The sequence below is a fragment of the Solibacillus sp. FSL R7-0682 genome (assembly GCF_038005985.1).
GTDB lineage: Bacteria > Bacillota > Bacilli > Bacillales_A > Planococcaceae > Solibacillus.
The window spans coordinates 1,585,660-1,602,489 of record NZ_JBBOUI010000001.1 but is presented as its reverse complement, the minus strand read 5'-3'; the positions used below and the strand labels follow the sequence as shown (position 1 = coordinate 1,602,489).

Annotated in this window: 18 protein-coding genes, 1 pseudogene and 2 riboswitches; of the genes and pseudogenes, 4 read left to right on the top strand and 15 right to left on the bottom strand. The window is 35.1% G+C overall.

The window, feature by feature from the left end; all coding sequences use genetic code 11:
• Window position 1 precedes the first annotated feature (1 nt).
• Window positions 2-664, bottom strand: coding sequence for a GntR family transcriptional regulator (locus MKZ17_RS08165; RefSeq protein WP_340723248.1), 663 nt, complete (start codon window positions 662-664; stop codon window positions 2-4).
• A gap of 309 nt (window positions 665-973) precedes the next feature.
• Between MKZ17_RS08165 and MKZ17_RS08160 the strand changes: the two genes are divergently transcribed.
• Entirely contained in the window at window positions 974-1,906 is a 933-nt protein-coding gene (locus MKZ17_RS08160) for a methyl-accepting chemotaxis protein (protein WP_340723247.1), read from the top strand.
• Window positions 1,907-1,993: 87 nt separating this feature from the next.
• Here MKZ17_RS08160 and MKZ17_RS08155 read toward each other — a convergent pair whose 3' ends face one another.
• Window positions 1,994-2,623, bottom strand: a complete 630-nt coding sequence (locus tag MKZ17_RS08155; protein ID WP_340723246.1) for a hypothetical protein — start codon at window positions 2,621-2,623, stop codon at window positions 1,994-1,996.
• A gap of 204 nt (window positions 2,624-2,827) precedes the next feature.
• On the bottom strand, window positions 2,828-4,060 hold the full coding sequence (locus MKZ17_RS08150) for a helix-turn-helix domain-containing protein (protein ID WP_340723245.1): 1,233 nt from the start codon (window positions 4,058-4,060) through the stop codon (window positions 2,828-2,830).
• A 116-nt stretch (window positions 4,061-4,176) separates the two neighbouring features.
• On the opposite strand from MKZ17_RS08150, the gene MKZ17_RS08145 reads away from it, so the two are divergent.
• Both MKZ17_RS08145 and MKZ17_RS08140 read left to right on the top strand, forming a co-directional pair.
• Window positions 4,177-5,511 carry an amidohydrolase family protein gene (locus MKZ17_RS08145; protein ID WP_340723244.1) on the top strand — a complete coding sequence of 445 codons (1,335 nt, stop codon included), beginning with the start codon at window positions 4,177-4,179 and terminating at the stop codon, window positions 5,509-5,511.
• Window positions 5,512-5,575: 64 nt separating this feature from the next.
• The gene (locus MKZ17_RS08140) at window positions 5,576-5,941 is read left to right on the top strand and encodes a VOC family protein (protein ID WP_340723243.1); all 366 of its coding nucleotides are present in this window, start codon (window positions 5,576-5,578) and stop codon (window positions 5,939-5,941) included.
• Window positions 5,942-6,004: 63 nt separating this feature from the next.
• Here MKZ17_RS08140 and MKZ17_RS08135 read toward each other — a convergent pair whose 3' ends face one another.
• The gene (locus MKZ17_RS08135; protein ID WP_340723242.1) at window positions 6,005-6,949 is read right to left on the bottom strand and encodes a DUF4652 domain-containing protein; all 945 of its coding nucleotides are present in this window, start codon (window positions 6,947-6,949) and stop codon (window positions 6,005-6,007) included.
• A complete protein-coding gene (locus tag MKZ17_RS08130) occupies window positions 6,939-7,457 on the bottom strand; it encodes a sigma-70 family RNA polymerase sigma factor (RefSeq protein WP_340723241.1) in 519 nt (172 codons plus the stop codon). The genes MKZ17_RS08135 and MKZ17_RS08130 overlap by 11 nt, the downstream gene beginning before the upstream one ends.
• A gap of 175 nt (window positions 7,458-7,632) precedes the next feature.
• On the opposite strand from MKZ17_RS08130, the gene MKZ17_RS08125 reads away from it, so the two are divergent.
• On the top strand, window positions 7,633-8,454 hold the full coding sequence (locus tag MKZ17_RS08125; RefSeq protein WP_340723240.1) for a GNAT family N-acetyltransferase: 822 nt from the start codon (window positions 7,633-7,635) through the stop codon (window positions 8,452-8,454).
• A 99-nt stretch (window positions 8,455-8,553) separates the two neighbouring features.
• On the opposite strand, the gene MKZ17_RS08120 is transcribed toward MKZ17_RS08125, so the two are convergent.
• The 10 genes and pseudogenes from MKZ17_RS08120 to pstB form a co-directional block, all read right to left on the bottom strand.
• Complete coding sequence (locus MKZ17_RS08120; protein WP_340723239.1) at window positions 8,554-9,405, bottom strand: MBL fold metallo-hydrolase; 852 nt, start codon at window positions 9,403-9,405, stop codon at window positions 8,554-8,556.
• Window positions 9,406-9,546: 141 nt separating this feature from the next.
• Entirely contained in the window at window positions 9,547-10,011 is a 465-nt protein-coding gene (ribH, locus tag MKZ17_RS08115) for a 6,7-dimethyl-8-ribityllumazine synthase (RefSeq protein ID WP_340723238.1), read from the bottom strand.
• 40 nt (window positions 10,012-10,051) lie between these two features.
• Window positions 10,052-10,636, bottom strand: a pseudogene (gene ribB, locus MKZ17_RS08110) (3,4-dihydroxy-2-butanone-4-phosphate synthase); the annotation flags it as partial.
• A 12-nt stretch (window positions 10,637-10,648) separates the two neighbouring features.
• Window positions 10,649-11,284: a riboflavin synthase gene (gene ribE, locus MKZ17_RS08105; RefSeq protein ID WP_340723237.1), complete on the bottom strand. Its 636-nt coding sequence runs from the start codon at window positions 11,282-11,284 to the stop codon at window positions 10,649-10,651.
• A 125-nt stretch (window positions 11,285-11,409) separates the two neighbouring features.
• Window positions 11,410-11,545, bottom strand: a riboswitch (FMN riboswitch).
• A gap of 169 nt (window positions 11,546-11,714) precedes the next feature.
• A riboswitch (FMN riboswitch) is annotated at window positions 11,715-11,850 on the bottom strand.
• Window positions 11,851-11,973: 123 nt separating this feature from the next.
• Window positions 11,974-12,162 carry a hypothetical protein gene (locus MKZ17_RS08100; protein WP_340723236.1) on the bottom strand — a complete coding sequence of 63 codons (189 nt, stop codon included), beginning with the start codon at window positions 12,160-12,162 and terminating at the stop codon, window positions 11,974-11,976.
• An 89-nt stretch (window positions 12,163-12,251) separates the two neighbouring features.
• Window positions 12,252-13,223 carry a sensor domain-containing diguanylate cyclase gene (locus MKZ17_RS08095; RefSeq protein ID WP_340723235.1) on the bottom strand — a complete coding sequence of 324 codons (972 nt, stop codon included), beginning with the start codon at window positions 13,221-13,223 and terminating at the stop codon, window positions 12,252-12,254.
• A gap of 205 nt (window positions 13,224-13,428) precedes the next feature.
• The gene (locus tag MKZ17_RS08090) at window positions 13,429-14,493 is read right to left on the bottom strand and encodes a DUF4085 family protein (protein WP_340723234.1); all 1,065 of its coding nucleotides are present in this window, start codon (window positions 14,491-14,493) and stop codon (window positions 13,429-13,431) included.
• Window positions 14,494-14,604: 111 nt separating this feature from the next.
• Window positions 14,605-15,306: a response regulator transcription factor gene (locus tag MKZ17_RS08085; protein WP_340723233.1), complete on the bottom strand. Its 702-nt coding sequence runs from the start codon at window positions 15,304-15,306 to the stop codon at window positions 14,605-14,607.
• 31 nt (window positions 15,307-15,337) lie between these two features.
• Window positions 15,338-15,991 carry a phosphate signaling complex protein PhoU gene (phoU, locus tag MKZ17_RS08080; RefSeq protein ID WP_340723232.1) on the bottom strand — a complete coding sequence of 218 codons (654 nt, stop codon included), beginning with the start codon at window positions 15,989-15,991 and terminating at the stop codon, window positions 15,338-15,340.
• Between the two features lie 13 nt (window positions 15,992-16,004).
• Window positions 16,005-16,808: a phosphate ABC transporter ATP-binding protein PstB gene (gene pstB / locus MKZ17_RS08075; protein WP_340725522.1), complete on the bottom strand. Its 804-nt coding sequence runs from the start codon at window positions 16,806-16,808 to the stop codon at window positions 16,005-16,007.
• Window positions 16,809-16,830: the final 22 nt, after the last annotated feature.

Sequence of the window (16,830 nt, the reverse complement as noted above, 5' to 3'; positions counted from 1 at the left end):
TTTACACCTCCATATTTTGTAAGCGAAATACAGCTTCGCAATAATAATCTGCGGCACTTTTTAAATGGTCTTCTAAGTATTTACTTGCTTTTTCAAATTGTTTATTGCTAATCGCATCATATATTTGCTGATGTTCTTGCATAATTTCTTGACTTCGTTCAGTAGATGCCTTTGTCGTCACTTGGATTAAAGTGGAAAATAATTCTTTCATCCCTAACCATGAATTAATAAGCGTAATATTTTTTGTCATTTTTACTATTTGAAAATGGAAATTTAAATCTGCCTCATGATACAACTCATTATCCCCAACGTTTTCAATCATCTGACGAATAAGTTCATTCATTTCTTCCTTGTCACATGCAACTAATTCCTCATCCAAAGATTGAATTGCATACTTTTCCAGAAGAATACGTACGTCGTATAAATTTTTAATATAACGAATATCAAATTTTGAAACGAGTGTACGCCCATTTGACGAAGTGGCTACTAACCCTTCCTGCTCTAGCTTTATAATCGCTTCACGAATAGGACCTCGACTTATATTAAATTCAATTGCGAGATTGTTTTCCTTCAAATGTTCGCCTTCTTTTAATTCTAAAAGCATTATTCTACTTCTCAAAATCTGTTCAACTTGCTTACTCAAGTTTGTTTTTAAGTTTTTCATAGTCATAATTCCTTCTCGAGAAAATTGTTAACAGTTAACTATTAACAATGTATCCGTTTTCATTTTAATTGTCAAAATTATTTTACAATATTTACTCCATTAAACTTAAATCCTCTACTTTGCGTATAATTATGCTAATAAACATTATTAGCGGATTAATTTTCCAACCAACTTTAAGTAGTTATATTTACCCATTTTTAACTATAGTTGTATTTTCTTGCACTTAAAATATGACATTAGGTCTAATAATTATTATAATCAAACTAGCAAAAATAGTGATTCTATATAAGAATGGGAGATAAGTATATAATGATTAAAACTTTTACAAAGCCAATAAGTACACAAGTATTAGATCAATATTCCGTACTCGCTGCATTAGAATCATCGTTAGCATTAATTGAATTTGACCCTTATGGGAATGTACTTTGGGCAAATCAAAATTTCTCACAAGTGATGGGCTATAAAGCAGATGAATTATCTACTTTACACCATAGGCAATTCTGTACTTCTGAGTTTGTAAATAGTCCAGAATATAATATTTTCTGGGAAAATTTACGAAGCGGTAAATCTTTCCAACAAAAAATTCAGAGAGTAACAAAACAGGGAGATTTAATCTGGCTTGAGGCAACGTACACTCCAGTTTTTGATGAAAGTGGATTAATAAGTGCAGTAATAAAAGTAGCAACCAATATTACAGCTCGCGAAAACGGTACCGCTAATGTTACATATAATTTACAAAAAATGTCGAGTGATTTGAAAAGACGTGCAGAAAAAGGTATTAACAGCAGTTATGAAGTGACATCTGCAATAAAAGAAATAGTTGAACTAACGAAGGAAAACATCGAAGTTTTACAAAAGCTTAAAAATCAAACAATATCCATCCAAGGTATAGTAAAAACTATCGAAGATATTGCTTCACAAACGAATTTATTGGCATTAAATGCAGCAATCCAAGCTGCTCATGCTGGTGAACATGGACGTGCTTTTAACGTTGTTGCTGGTGAGGTTCAAAAGTTAGCAAATCAGTCAAAGAAAGCCACTCAAGAAGTACAAACTAACGTAAAAAGTATAACTGAACAAGTTCAGATTATTAGCTTAGGAACAGAAAAATCAGAAAAGACGATATCAGAAAGTCAAATTCGTATCGAACAAGCAGTACGTGAATTTATTGAAATTGATGAGTCAGCCTGTCAGCTAGATACACAAGCAAAATCTTTAGTGAGTCAGCTCCAAGGGCAATAACAAATATGTAACCTTTTAGTTACTAGTGGATTGAAAAAAGTCAGTAAACATTTTTATGTTTACTGACTTTCAAAATATAATTTTGAGTTAACTATTGATTTCTATTCCTTCAATATTTACTATCTTAAAACTATATGAGTGTAGAGTTGCTAATGAATTTAGTTCATTCGATTTTAAAAGAACCTTTACTTTCTGTTCAATTTCAAATGCTGCCTTTTGTGCATTTTTATCCTTACCTTTTAGTGTTGTATGAATAGTAATTAGTCGTTGTTGAGATTCAGTAGTAATACGTTTGATTTCTTCGTAATCTTTTAGACCGTACGTTAAAGTTTGAAGAATCAGTTGGATTTCTTTACCGATCATTTTATCTGCATGACCAATCAAATCCCATCTCTTAAAAATAACCGTATATTCCTTTAATATGGAACCTTCGATAACACTTCTCGCAATAGATTCCATTTCTTTTTTAATGGAATTAAAATATTCTACATCTCCTACAACTTGTAACACCAGCTCTTTGTTTGGCGTTATTGTCACATCAACCCCCACATATTTCTCCTGAAGTTTTTCAATTACCTTATTTAATGTAACTTCTTCAATCGTAACGAAAGGTTTTTGCGTTGTGACATGAGCGTCCGATGTAAAGGGGGTTTTTAACAAGTATAATGTTATTCCTAGTATTAGCAGTACTAAAGTAACCCCTATCTTTTTTGACATTCAATTCCTCCTGATAAGAAGATATGTCTTTCATTCAAGGATTAAAACTTTTAGCCTCCTCACTATAAGGGTAAATACAGATGATCTGCTTTGTTACACTAACTAGCAGCAGCAACAAAAAGCGTTGAGCTTTTTATACTAACGCTCCTGTATAATTCATCAGTAGTAGTTAATTCTTTCTTTTATTTCCTTTCAAAATTAACATTAGAGCCTCATAATGTCTTTATAAATTTCATCCACATGTTGTTTATAAGTAGATGGTGGGAATTTTTTCATTTGCTGATGGCATTGGCTAATTTCCTCGACAGCGCTTGCTCTATCCCCTAGCATCTCATAACAATACGCACGAATAGCCAATATTTCTAATCCTGCTGCACGATCTAATGGATGAATTAAATAAGGTGGAATGTCAAACGATTTTAATTCATCCAAAGCCTTTTCATAGTCTCCCTGTTTCCAATAGGCATAGCCAATCTCTTGATTAAAAATGACCGACAGTGGCCCATACTCCTCTTCATCATGTGCCTCTATATAACTTCTTGCCTCTTCTACTATAGTTGGTTTTTCATTTAACCGGTTTTCTACATGAAGATACGTATACATATAATGTGCCTCATTGTACACATTTTCTGTAAAGTCTACATACCGTTTAAATGCTTGAAGCTGCTGCTGAACTTCTATTTCATCATTTAATTGAATCGTTAACAACGTGCGAGATTGGAGCATACGGTCAAAACGGGCATAAAAGGATTGCTCATGGGCAATAGTAAAACATTTATCAATTGCCTGCAAAGATTCCCCATAATTTCCTACTGCACTCTCTAACATGCTTTTTAAAAATAAGCAATCCAATATCGTCTTCGTATCGAGTAAGTACTCTTCTTGAGGTAACTTTAATAAAAGCTCCTTTATTTTACGATGACTTTCTTCATATTCCTTTTGGGCAAAATAATAATTAATAACAAACAATTGCGCCTTATACAAATGTTGAATGGCACCTGATTGACGATAATAGTCAATTGCCCGATTCATTAATGGCTCGTTTAATTCATTCGTTACGTAATACGAAGACATACAAAACAGCTCACATAAACGTGCTTCTTCATAATACCGATATGTGAAATGCTCAATGTGAGGCTGTATCGATTCTAAAATTGCACGATCGACTTTTGGATCCCGATCATAAGGCATTACAAATTTCCTTTCATTTTCTATAAGAAGTTGCTTATACAACTCTATATCCACTGGATTTAACAATTCGCTTGCAACGAGTTGAAGCTTTTCTGCCAACTTTTGAAGGGTCTCCATCGACGGATTAGCTTTATCATTCTCAATTTGACTTAGTAAGCTGTAGGAAAAATCATCTCCTGCTAGCTCCTTTAAAGTTAGCTTCATTTCTTTTCTACGTGCTTTTATTTTTTTTCCTAACGTACTCATACGCTCACCTCTATGTTGTTCATTATACAATAATTTCAATACAATTAAAATTTTAAATAGACAAATAATTTTAATTGTATTAACATTTTAAATATAAATTAAAAGGAGTGGTTTGAATGATACTTTTAAAAGACGGCAATGTGTTAAATATGACAACAGGTTTATTTGAACAAAAAGACATTTTGTTACATGGTGATACGATTTTACAAGTCTCAGCTGACATCTTGGTTGAAGACGTACTCATCATTTCATGTGAAAATCTATGGCTTATCCCAGGATTAATTGATATGCATGTGCATATTAAAGAAAATTTTGCACAATACTTTACAGCTGCTGGCGTGACAACTGTTCGTAATACAGCTGGTAGTATTATCGAGCTTGAGCAGTTAATGAAAGCAGCTGCCGATTCATTTACACCGCGCGTTATTTCAGCCGATCGAATGATTGATGGGCCTCCAGGTATATGGGGAGCAGACAGTCCTTACAATGTCAATATTACTGAAGAACAGGCTGCCCGTGAGGAAGTGCGTAGACAAGTTGCACTTGGGGCCCATTTTATAAAGGTTTACGGCTGGCTTGATCCAATGATTATGGAAATTGTTGTAGATGAGGCAAGGCAATTTGGGAAAGAAGTAAGCTGTGATATTCTTCATTCAAAAAAAATGCATGCATTAGACGCAGCAAAAATGGGGATAAAATGGGTCGAGCATTGTTCTGGCGTACTTCAGGCAATGTATCCAAACTTTACAATGAATGCGCCAGAGAATGTATATGCTCAAATTCCTTGGAACGAGCCTGATGAAGCATTAATTCAGGACATTTGCAAACAACTTCTACAATATGATGTAGCTTTTTGTCCAACCTTAACTTTATATGATCAGCTAAATTTAGTAGACCAATATTGGAAGCCTGAACATCTTATAGCCAATCATATCCATGAAATAGGAAGCTTAATAAAGATGTGGGAAAATCAATTAACTTATGGGGACCAGTTAAAAAAGTTAGGTCAGCATGTTAAAACAATCCAAAAGATTGCCCATACGTATTTTAAAATGGGTGGCACTGTAGTAGCAGGCACCGATACACCAGCTGGTATATTCACCTACCCTGGTCTTGCACTGCATCGAGAACTACAGTTATTTGTTGAAGCAGGCTTCACATCATTTGAGGCCATTTTTGCAGCAACGTCAAAGGCCGCACAAGCTTTAAACATCCCACACTTAGGAAAAATACAAGAAGGTTTTACTACGGATATTCTCGTATTAAACGACAATCCACTAAAGGACATTGAGCAAACAATGAATATTGCATATGTAGTAAAGGGTGGGCAGGTGCATACACCACAGCAGTTATTAAATGAAATACTTTCTGAAGAAGAATATGAGCTTCGCTATCAGAAAATAGTAGACAAATTTAATGAGTTAGGGTTAACGCCAACAGAAAAAGTCTAAAGAATAAAAAAGGAATATCACAATAATAGTCGAATGATAGTAAATAAATAAAGGAGGTTGTCTAATGAAAACTAGTATTTGCGTCATTAGTATTTATGTTCCGGACATAAGTAAAGCTATTGATTTTTATACGAATGTTTTAGGATTTGAAATTTCTAAACATTACGGCCCTAAAATCGTTTCCCTTCTCCATGGAGATTTACCAATCGTTCTAGAAGAAAATGACAAGACATCAACCAATTCTGAAGGTCAATCACCTGGCATTGTCCTCGGTTTGCAAACAGAAAATATTGAGGAGACGGTAGCTTTTTTAAAGGATGCCAATGTTGAATTTATTATCGATGTACCAACAAGCTGTCCTCCTGGCAAATTTATTCGCATTAAGGACCCATTCGGCAACGTATTAGAATATTTGCAATTTGAATCGTAAAAATGCTACATAAAAGCACTTCCACTTTATAGATTAATACGCCGTGGAAGTGCTTTATTTACATTACTTCTTAAGTATGAGCGTAACGATCCCGTCTACTACTATTATTTCGAAATGTCCGTTTTTTAAGGTCCCTTCCTCCACTTCTTCAAGCTTTTCACCAGACCAATACTGAATGTTTTCTAAATCAACTGCATATGTGACCACCACATCATTCTCTTGCTTGATGGTCATTGTACCTTGCCCAAATTGTTCCACTGTCCCCATTATTCGGTCAATTGTTCCATTTTCAATTCGACTTTGGTTATATTCCATTTGATCTGTTTCATAAATAAACTTTTCATAGATAAACTGATTGTTTTCTATTAGCTCAACATTTGAAATTTCTTCACGCGGTGATGTTAGGATAATAAGTGGGAGGAGCGCATTTTTCCTAATATCCCACACATATACATCCCCTCCCTGTGACACCATTCCTTGGGAAAGTCCAATCGTCATTAGTATTCGATTATCATCTAGCCATACTAATTTTTTTGGTGTACGCATTTTATTTTCATTGTCAGTTAAAATATATTCTGTCATCTCATTCGTTTCACGATGCTGTAAGTATATAGTCCCCATCCCTTCTTCTTCACCAAATTCACCTTTCCCATCGAGGGTTAACTGCCACTTTTGACTCGGTGAAGTTTGCCATTCTGTATGAAAAGTAGGCGCATCTGTAACATTTTCTATAATCGTAAAGCTCGCTTCTCGTACTTGTTCCTGCAAGTTGTGCTGCTCGTTTAAATCAGTCGAAGAAAGATGTGGTTTCACTTCCAATGTCAAAAAAACGACGGACAAAATAATGATGCATGTTATAAGCCCAGTGAACAAAATCGGAATTGTTCTATTTCTAATTGTACGTTGAGGTTGTTTATTGTCGTTAATTTTTTGATTGACCTTCCTTATAACCCGTTTTTTATTGTCAGATAAATTTTGAAGTTGCTTTGGCAATTGATTATTCATCATATAGCCCCTCCCATTCGCACATTGATAATTTTTGTTTTAGCAAGCTACGACTACGTGTCATTCTTGTTTTTACTGTACTTAAGGGAATGTTTAAAAGTACGGCTATTTCAGCTAAGGACATTTCTTCAAAATAATAATAAACGATTACTTCTCGATTCATTATAGGTAATTGTAATATTTGTTCATGTAAAAAAGCTTTCTCATCTTTAGCAATTTTATTATGTAATAAGTCTGTTTGATTGGCTGTCGTCCATTTTTGTAGAAATTGTAGTTTTCGATAATGCCAGCTTCTTAAATAATCTTTACATTTATTAATCGTCATGCGTGTTAAATATGCTTGTAATTCACCCCGCTCTTCGTAATGTTCATAGACTTCATAAAACTTAATGAAAACATCCTGCACGATATCCTCAGCAGTTTGTATATTTTTTGTATAATAAAAGGCTACTCGAAGAAGCCGTTCCGTGTGCAGCTCCATCACTTCATTCAAATCCAGTTGTTCACCCAAAGACTCACTTCCTTTCTTACACTATAAACGTAACACTAACAAAAAAGTTTGCCGTATAAAAAATTTCTTTACACTTAATATTCGAGGGCACGCTAAATTGGATTTTGGAGGATAATTGAAGTGGACTATCGAAACAGTTATATATACACTGAATTTTAAAGCGGGGGTAGGCAGGATGAATTTAAAAGTACTAAATCTAGAATTAGCAGAAAGGCTGGAAAATTCTGAGGTTGATGCTTTAACCTCAAGACTTACGGAGATTCAAAAAATAGAAGGTAATCCGATGGAGGTAGAAATTAAAAAGTTTGGACATGCTACTGCATTTTCAGCAAAGAACATGCCTGGTCCTTCCTTTAATACAGTAAAAGGTTTAAAACAGGGTGATGAAGAACAAATCGAACACATTATACAATTTTACAAACAAAAAGAAATTCCAGCTCGTTTTGAATTAACACCAGCACATACATCTTCAAAATTACTATCTCGCTTAAATGAAACAGGTCTTTTCCACAACGATTTTCATTCAACACTTTACGCATCACTTAAAAATAATCTAAACGAAATGATTGCCATACATAATTCAGGAATTATTATCCGAAAGTTAAAAGAACAGGAATTTGATACTTTTGCAGATATATATACGAAAGGTTTTCAAATGCCAACGTTTTTAAAAAGTGGAATAGCTAAAAATAATAAAATCCTTTTTAATAATCAAAACTGGACATTTTATATAGCTACCTATGAAGACGAACCTGTTGGAATAGGTGTTTTATTTATTCAAAATGGAATCGCGAATTTAGCCGCAGCAGCTACGATACCGGGCTTAAGAAACAAAGGAATTCAAAGTGCATTAATAAAGCAGCGTATTCAGGAAGCGACTAGACAGGAATGCGAATTCGTTGTAGGACAGGCAAAATACGGCTCTGTCAGCCAAAATAATATGGAAAGAGCGGGATTAAGTATAGCTTATACGAAGGCAATATGGGTTGAAAAGTAGAATAATTAAGCGCATAAAATGAAACGGGAAACCTTAGTTTTCGGGTTTCCCGTTTTGATTGATAAACAGCATTACTATTTTAAAGTGCTTTATATTTAATTAGTTTCGATCTACATACTTTCCGTGATCGGGAATGGCCAAGTTGTCGAAATTCTTCACTAATTTTTCTAATCCTTCTGCTAGCTGTTGTCCAGACATCGGAATACCATGACCTGTGACAGCAACTTCTGGCTTTAGTGCCTCTAGTTTCATGACAGACTCCCTCGATGCGATCCAATCTGGTGTAAAATATTTTGGGGGACCGTTAATTTCTTGTGTCTGCAAATATACTTTTGTAAGGGAGTCCTGTTTTACGGTTACAAATGCATCTCCCGCAATTAAAGTCCCGTCCTTTTCTCTAAATAATGAAATGTGTCCCGGTGTATGTCCAGGTGTATGAATCCATTTAAAATCTGGCATATGTGGTACAGTACCATCTTCCGGCAAAGTATGAATATAATCGCCTAAATTAATTGGTTCATGTGGAAAAAATGGTGCCATTTTTGCCATAAGTCCACCTTCTACAGTGGAATCCGGCTCAGGGTAGCTTTTTTCCCCAGTTAAATAGGGCATTTCTAGCTTATGGGCATACACAGGTACTTCCCAATGCCTCACTAATTCAATTAATGCGCCTACATGATCAAAATGCCCATGGGTTAAAATAATTGCTTTAGGACGACTCTTTGTACCAAATCGTTCAGCAGTAATCGCAATAATTTGATCTGCAGAATCCGGCATGCCGGCATCAACTAATACAAAGTCCTGTGTGTTTTGCTCTCCCACTAAGCAAATATTCGAAATTTGAATTGTATAGTAAAATATATCTGGTAATACTTCTTCCCCTCGACCACTATTAATTGTAGTTGCCGGAACATATTTATAATCACTACCGTAGTTCATTTCCTGATCCATTTCTTTTCCTCCTGTAAAGTAAAAAATACAATCAGGATTATTATCTCTCTAAATTTAAAATTTATTTGACTAAATGACATTTCTTACATTAGATCATATATACGTTACATCATTTTTCAACAATTGTTATTAATTAACAAATTAAAACATTCGATTCAAATTTGCCATTTCTATCGCTGAAATAGCACTATCATAGCCTTTATTTCCAGCTTTTGTACCTGCTCGCTCGATTGCTTGCTCGATATTTTCTGTTGTGACAACGCCAAAAATTATTGGTACTCCTGTATCTAAACCTACTTTTGCAATGCCTTTTGCTGCTTCATTGCAAACATAATCATAATGTGTAGTTGCGCCACGAATGACAGTTCCAAGACCTATTACAGCATCATATTTTGAAGATTCCGCCATTTTTTTCGTGATGAACGGAACTTCAAATGCTCCAGGTACCCAAGCGATATCAATATTATTTTCATCTACTCCATGACGCTTTAAACCATCTAATGCGCCGCTCAGTAATTTATCATTAATAAATTCATTAAATCGTCCTACGACAATCCCAATTTTTAAGTCTGTGCCTACTAATTGTGCTTCAAAAATTTGTCCCATGTTGATTGCTCCTTTAAACTTGTTGGAATTTTGTTTGAATATATGTGACTAAGTGGTCGATACATATTAATTTCATATTGTGTTTTTCAGCAATTTGCTCAAGCTCAGGTAATCGAGCCATCGTCCCATCATCCTTTAAAATTTCACAAATAACTGCTACCTCTTGTGAATTGCTTAAACGTGCTAAATCAATACTAGCCTCTGTATGGCCGCGACGCTTCAGTACCCCTCCATCTTTTGCAATTAGCGGAAACACATGACCTGGTCGGTGAAAATCTGTTGGTTTTGACTGTTTATCAAGCATCGCTAAAATCGTTGCCGAACGTTCAAAGGCACTAATACCTGTTGTTGTCGATTGATGGTCAATACTAATTGTAAAGGCTGTTTGGTGAGCATCCGTATTACGCTCAACCATCGGCGTCAACGCCAAGCTTGTTGCAACTTTTTCAGAAATGGGTGTACAAATTAAACCACGTCCATGTACAGCCATAAAATTAATATTTTGCGGTGTCGCATGTTCACCTAGCACAACAAAATCACCTTCGTTTTCACGATTTTCATCATCGACAACGATGATTATTTCACCTTTTTTAAGTGATAAAATTGCCTCATCTATTGTGTTCATTTCAACCTCTCCTTAAAATCCGTTTCGTTGTAGAAAATCTTTCGTAATATTCGCCGTTCCTCGATTCGCTATATGCTTTTCTACATATTTGCCAATCAAATCCGTTTCAATATTGACGATTTCTCCGACCCTTTTTATGCCGAGAATGGATTCTTTATAAGTGTGTGGAATTAATGACACCGTAATTGTTGAATCAGACAAATCAAAAATCGTTAAGCTTGTTCCGTCAATCGTAATGGACCCTTTTAAAATGCAGTTGTTAAGCAGTGACTTCTCCATCATTAAATCTACGTACACCGCATTTTCCACTGGTCTTTTTCGTAAAATGGTCGCTATCCCATCTACATGGCCTGATATGATATGTCCACCAAAGCGTCCTTGTAAAGACATTGCGCGTTCAAGATTTACTTTTGAGCCCATTCGCAGGCTTTGGATACTCGTTGACTTGATCGTTTCAGGCATAACATCAACAGTAAACTCACCCTTCGTAAAATTGATGACTGTTAGACAAACACCATTTACTGCGATGCTGTCTCCTAACTTTACATCTTCTAAAATTTTCGTAGCTTGAATTGATAGTTCCATTGCTTGCCTGGATAGGCGCATTTGCGTCACGGTTCCTATTTCTTCAATAATTCCGGTAAACATCTTTTTCTCACCTCTTTTTAAAATAAAAAAACCCCGAGCATAAGGTTCGGAGTTTGATGAGAGGTAAAATTGGCATCGTCAAATAAGACTTTTGAACGTAAATTTTTTTCAAAGTCTACTTGCACTGCTTCCTTCTCCCATCCAGACTATAACTGTCGGCTTTGGACTCACACCAAATCCTGCACACTAAAAGTGGCTCACGGGCTTAGAGAATACCTCCTCACCGTCGATTGGGAATTTCACCCGACCCCGAAGGAAATCTATTAATTTTTGAAATGAAAAAAATCCCTTTCACTGGGGTGAAGGGATTATATGCAACACAAATAGACCTCTTTGTTGCAAAATTTTCGCACAAAAAGATACTACAAATTTGGCCTACTTCTAATATGTATGCCAAATTAAACATTTAACAATTGGTTAAAATGCTTGCCTGCTCCTTCTCCCATCCAGACTGTAACTGTCGGCTTTGGACTTGCACCAAATCCTGCACACTAAAAGTGGCTCACGGGCTTAGAGAATTTCTCATCACCGTCGATTGGGAATTTCACCCGACCCCGAAGGAATTTATTCAATTCGTCATTATTGTATCATAAACTTGTAAAAGAAAAAGTAAAATTTGTGAAATGACCAAAGCATTGGTTTTAATAAAAAAACATGCTATAAGATTTCCTTTTAGCATGTCACATGTTTTACACGCCCATTTTACGGCGCGTGTTGCTTGTTTTTTTCGATTGTTGGCTTTTCATCTTTTTCGTTGATGTATCGCCCTTTAAATTGTTTTTATTATTTGCTCCATTATTTTTTTTATTTTCAAGCTGTTGCTTTACTAAATCTTGCAAACTCATTTTCTTTTTTGGTGCTTCATGATTTTCAGTCATTTTGTATTCCCCCTGTCCAATTTTATTATGAATACAGTATATACGGATTCATGCATATTTGTAAAAGATAACTAAACATACGCTGTATTTTAATCGAAAGATAGGAGCCTATCGTTACTTTGTTTCCTATTCCTCTTTTGTTCATACATTTTTCCATCGGCTTCCACAAATAAACGATCCATTTCACCAACAGATTGCTGACTATGTGCAAAGCCCATTGACATACGAAGTTTGAAGGATGGCTGGCTGTCGTTATAGTAGTGTAATTGCTCTACAATGCGTGTACATAAGTCCTCTACCTGATTTTGATCGACATTAGGCATAATTATCGCAAATTCATCCCCACCAATTCTCGATACGAATAGACAATCCGTACTAAATTGATCGAGTACCTTTGCTGCTTCCTGAATTAAATGATCCCCACTTTTATGACCTTTTGTATCATTAATCATTTTTAAATCATCTAAATCACATAAAATTATCGCAATGGACGTATTTTCGATCGTATTATATGTATCCATTAATTTTTCAAAGAAATCACGATTATAAATATTCGTTAATGAGTCATGATATAATTTATAATTTAATTCTTGCTCTAACTGGACCTTTTCATCAATATTCCTTAGAATTCCCTGTACGGCGATCAGCTCTCCATTTTCATATACCGGGGTTGCGTGTTCCTCAAACCATTTATAATTCCCGTCATTATCACGAATACGCTGTTTAATTGCCTTTGAATAATCTATTGTACCATTTAATTTACTTAAAAGAATATCATAATCTTTAGGATGAATACGTTCAAAGATTAAATACGGCTCAGTAAATAATCGTTGTTGCATACCTTCACCTAAAAAACATTCAACGGAAGGACTCATGTATTTATGTCCGTAGTCCGGGTGCACTTGGTAATAATAAATAATATCTTTTGAACTTTCAGCAAGTTTTAAAATTGCACTTTCTGTAACAAAGCCTACGTTTTTATTATATTTTCTAATTTTCCTAAAGCACTGCATGAATACAACACCAGCTATTAGTCCAAAAATAAAATAAATCCACTTCATCTCATGCTTGCCCCTTTTAAATTATTTTTGCAATACTATCATTTACAATAAAGGGTAAGATGATTCAATATTACCGAAATATTCTTGCAATAATTCAATAATACATTTCTTTTGTTTATAGGTCAATATTACTTATTTATTTTCCTTATTTTACTATTAAATGTGTTTAAAGTCACTTAATGGTTTAATTTGGTAATGAAATCCTTTATTCAAGCAACCATCTTGTTTTTGCTTCTTCTCCTAATAAATCCAAATTTTTGAAATGGCTTGCTGTAATCTCCATTAGTATCTGCTCATGTTCCGGTACCTTTATATTGGTTAATACTCGATTCACTATATGTGCTGCCTCTTCACCTAGCTCAAACATCGTATTAAAGGCACGGATTCGCAACACTTGATCATCACTTAACGCGGCTTCCTCTAACTGTTCTAGTGGAATCATGTCACTAAAATGGGCATATGGATCTTCATATTGGTCACAATAAATCCGTCTTTTCGCTTCTTTCAAGTCACTAGCAAGGCATGTAGTCCCAGCGTAAATCCCGTTTTCACACTCTCTAAATTGTTCTAGCTCCACTTCAATAAACTGATCATTCTCCATAATGAAGTAATTCATATCCGGATTTAGTGCTTCAATCAATTGTGCCAAAGTAGTAATTTGCTCCCCTTCTATAGTGGCAGCTGGCCTAAATAAATAAAAAGCTGTTACGTCTTTAAAGAAAATAGTCCATTCCTCGTATGGATTTCCACTTAGAACACGTAAGCCAAAGCCTTCATCTGTTTCAATAAGCTCATCATAAATATAATAGTTCCACAAGTTACCCGACTCAGTTGCGTCAATGAAGGTTAACTCAATAATCGCTTTTGTTGTAAAGCCCCCACACATGTCAAAAAGTAGTTTTACTTGTCCATCTTGTCGTTTCGTACATAAGAGCTTCCCATCATGCAATGTTTCCGAAAAGACACTTGCACCGGATTCGCTTAATTTGTGAACTATCTTATCTCGTTTCTCATAACGAAGCGTTAGTTGCTCCTCATTGTAAAAAATAACGTTCTCACACCAATTGATATAATCAGAGAATAAACGGTTATTCGTTAGTAATGTACCATCTAAAATTGCCCCATGAAAATGTTCTGGAATAAAATAAAGCGACTCTTTTAATTGTTTAATATGTGCGTGTAGAAGCTCCATGTCAGGCGATTCATCTGGATAGTATAATAAATGTGCTACATCTACTTTACTTTGCTTTTCCTTCGTTAAATAAAACATATGACCACTCCTTACTTTATTGCGATTTTAATACTTTTAACAAAAATTGTAAATAAACAAAAAGCCCCCTACAAAATAGTAGGAGACTATGTATTATTTCACTATTTAAGATTATGACTGTACCTTCACTTTATCATCAAAGTAATAGCCCATGCCGCTTTTTGTTTTGATCCATTTAGGTGAACTTGGCTGTTCCTCAATTTTTTCTCGTAGCCTGCGAATATGTACATCAACCGTCCGGCGATCACCTTTTGTGAACTCTAGTTCATCGATGATTTCCTCACGGGATCTTATATTACCAGGCTGCTCAAGTAAATGAAGTAATAACTTAAATTCACGCTTCGTAAGAGGAATCTCAACATTTTCTTTATACACTTTAAACGTTACTAAATCTACTCTAAATGGACCTATTAAGTATTCAGAAACACGTGTGGACTGTTGTATTTCTTTTTCATAGCGTTTTAAATGAATTCGTAAACGTGTTAATAGCTCTCTAAATCCAAATGGCTTTCTTATATACTCGGTCGCCCCTATTTCAAGGGCTAATACGATATCAAGTTCATCGGTACGAGCGCTAATCATAATAATAGGAAAATCATACTGATAGCGTACCTGTCGACAAATTTCTATTCCTTCTACATCAGGCAACATCCAATCGAGCAGCATGGCATCTGGTTCGTACAGACGAATGGCATCCATTACTTCCTTACCGCTCGACACGCAATAGACCTCATAACCATCCTTTGTTAAATACAACCGTAAAAGGCTTGTTAAGTGCTGCTCATCTTCAACGACTAATATTTTTTTCGTCATAAATGAGACCTCGCTTAGTGTATGATTTTGTTTAATTCAAATCAAATAATTGACCTTTAATAAAGTAAGCTGTAGATTCAGCCATATTTGTTATATGGTCAGCTGTTCGTTCAACAAAGCGATTAATAAATAACAATTGTACAACCTGCTCTGTTTGCGAAGGATTTTCTGCTAAATACTCCGTTAACACAGCATAATTTTGATGATTTTTTTTGTCGACCTCATCATCTAATTCGCCAACTGCCTTGGCTAATGCAATATCTTCTTCAATAAATGCCTTCATCGACTTTTTCAACATGTCCATTGAAATGTCCTTCATTTCGATTAAAGAGGTATTCGCCAAAATTGAATCTGTCTTACTAATTTTAATTGTTGCTTTTGCTGTATTTACTGCAAAATCCGCAATTCGTTCAATATCTGAAGACATTTTTATCATACTAATAATACGTCGTAAATCTCGGGCAACTGGCTGTTCTTTTGCCATAAGCCATATTGCCATTTGATTAATCTCATTTTCTAATGTATCGATGTAAGCATCTTCTTCAATCACTTTAAGCGCTAATGCCATGTCTTGCTGTTCAAGTGCTGTAAAGGCTTGCTCCATTGCAATAACAGTAGAATCAACCATTTCAACCATTTTATTTTGTAATTCAAGCATGTTTTTTTCAAAATTTTCGCGAATCATAAAGCCTTCCTCCTTAACCGAATCGTCCTGTTACATAGTCTTCTGTACGCTGATCTTTAGGTGTTGAGAAAATCACATTCGTATCGTCAAATTCCACCACTTCCCCGTTTAAGAAGAATGCTGTCTTATCACTAATACGTGCTGCTTGTTGCATGTTGTGCGTTACAATAACAATTGTATAATCCTTTTTCATTTGAGTAATTAATTCTTCTACCTTTAACGTAGAAATTGGGTCAAGGGCAGAAGTTGGCTCATCCATTAAAATAACATCTGGTTTCATTGCAATTGCACGGGCAATACAGATACGTTGCTGCTGACCACCTGAAAGCCCTAATGCAGATGATTTTAAACGGTCTTTTACTTCATCCCAAATCGCTGCACCACGTAGTGATTCCTCGACAATCGCATCTAATGCTTTTTTATTTTTTATGCCTTGCATACGCGGTCCATACGCAACATTATCATAAATGCTCATTGGGAATAGATTCGACTTTTGGAATACCATCCCAACTTTTGTGCGAAGCTTAATGACATCGTTTGATTCATATATATTTTCCCCATCAATATGAATATTTCCGATAACGCGTACACCATCAATTAAATCATTCATACGATTTAACGTACGTAAAAACGTTGATTTCCCACAGCCCGACGGTCCGATTAAAGCTGTTACTTCTTTTTCTTTAATGTCTAAATTTACATTAAACAACGCTTGCTTTTCACCATAATATAAGTTTAAGTCATTGACGTTAATTTTTGTTTGTTGTTCAGCCGTGGCAGTCGTAGACGTATTCAAAATTGTTGATTCAGATACCATAATAGTCATAGTATAGTAGGCT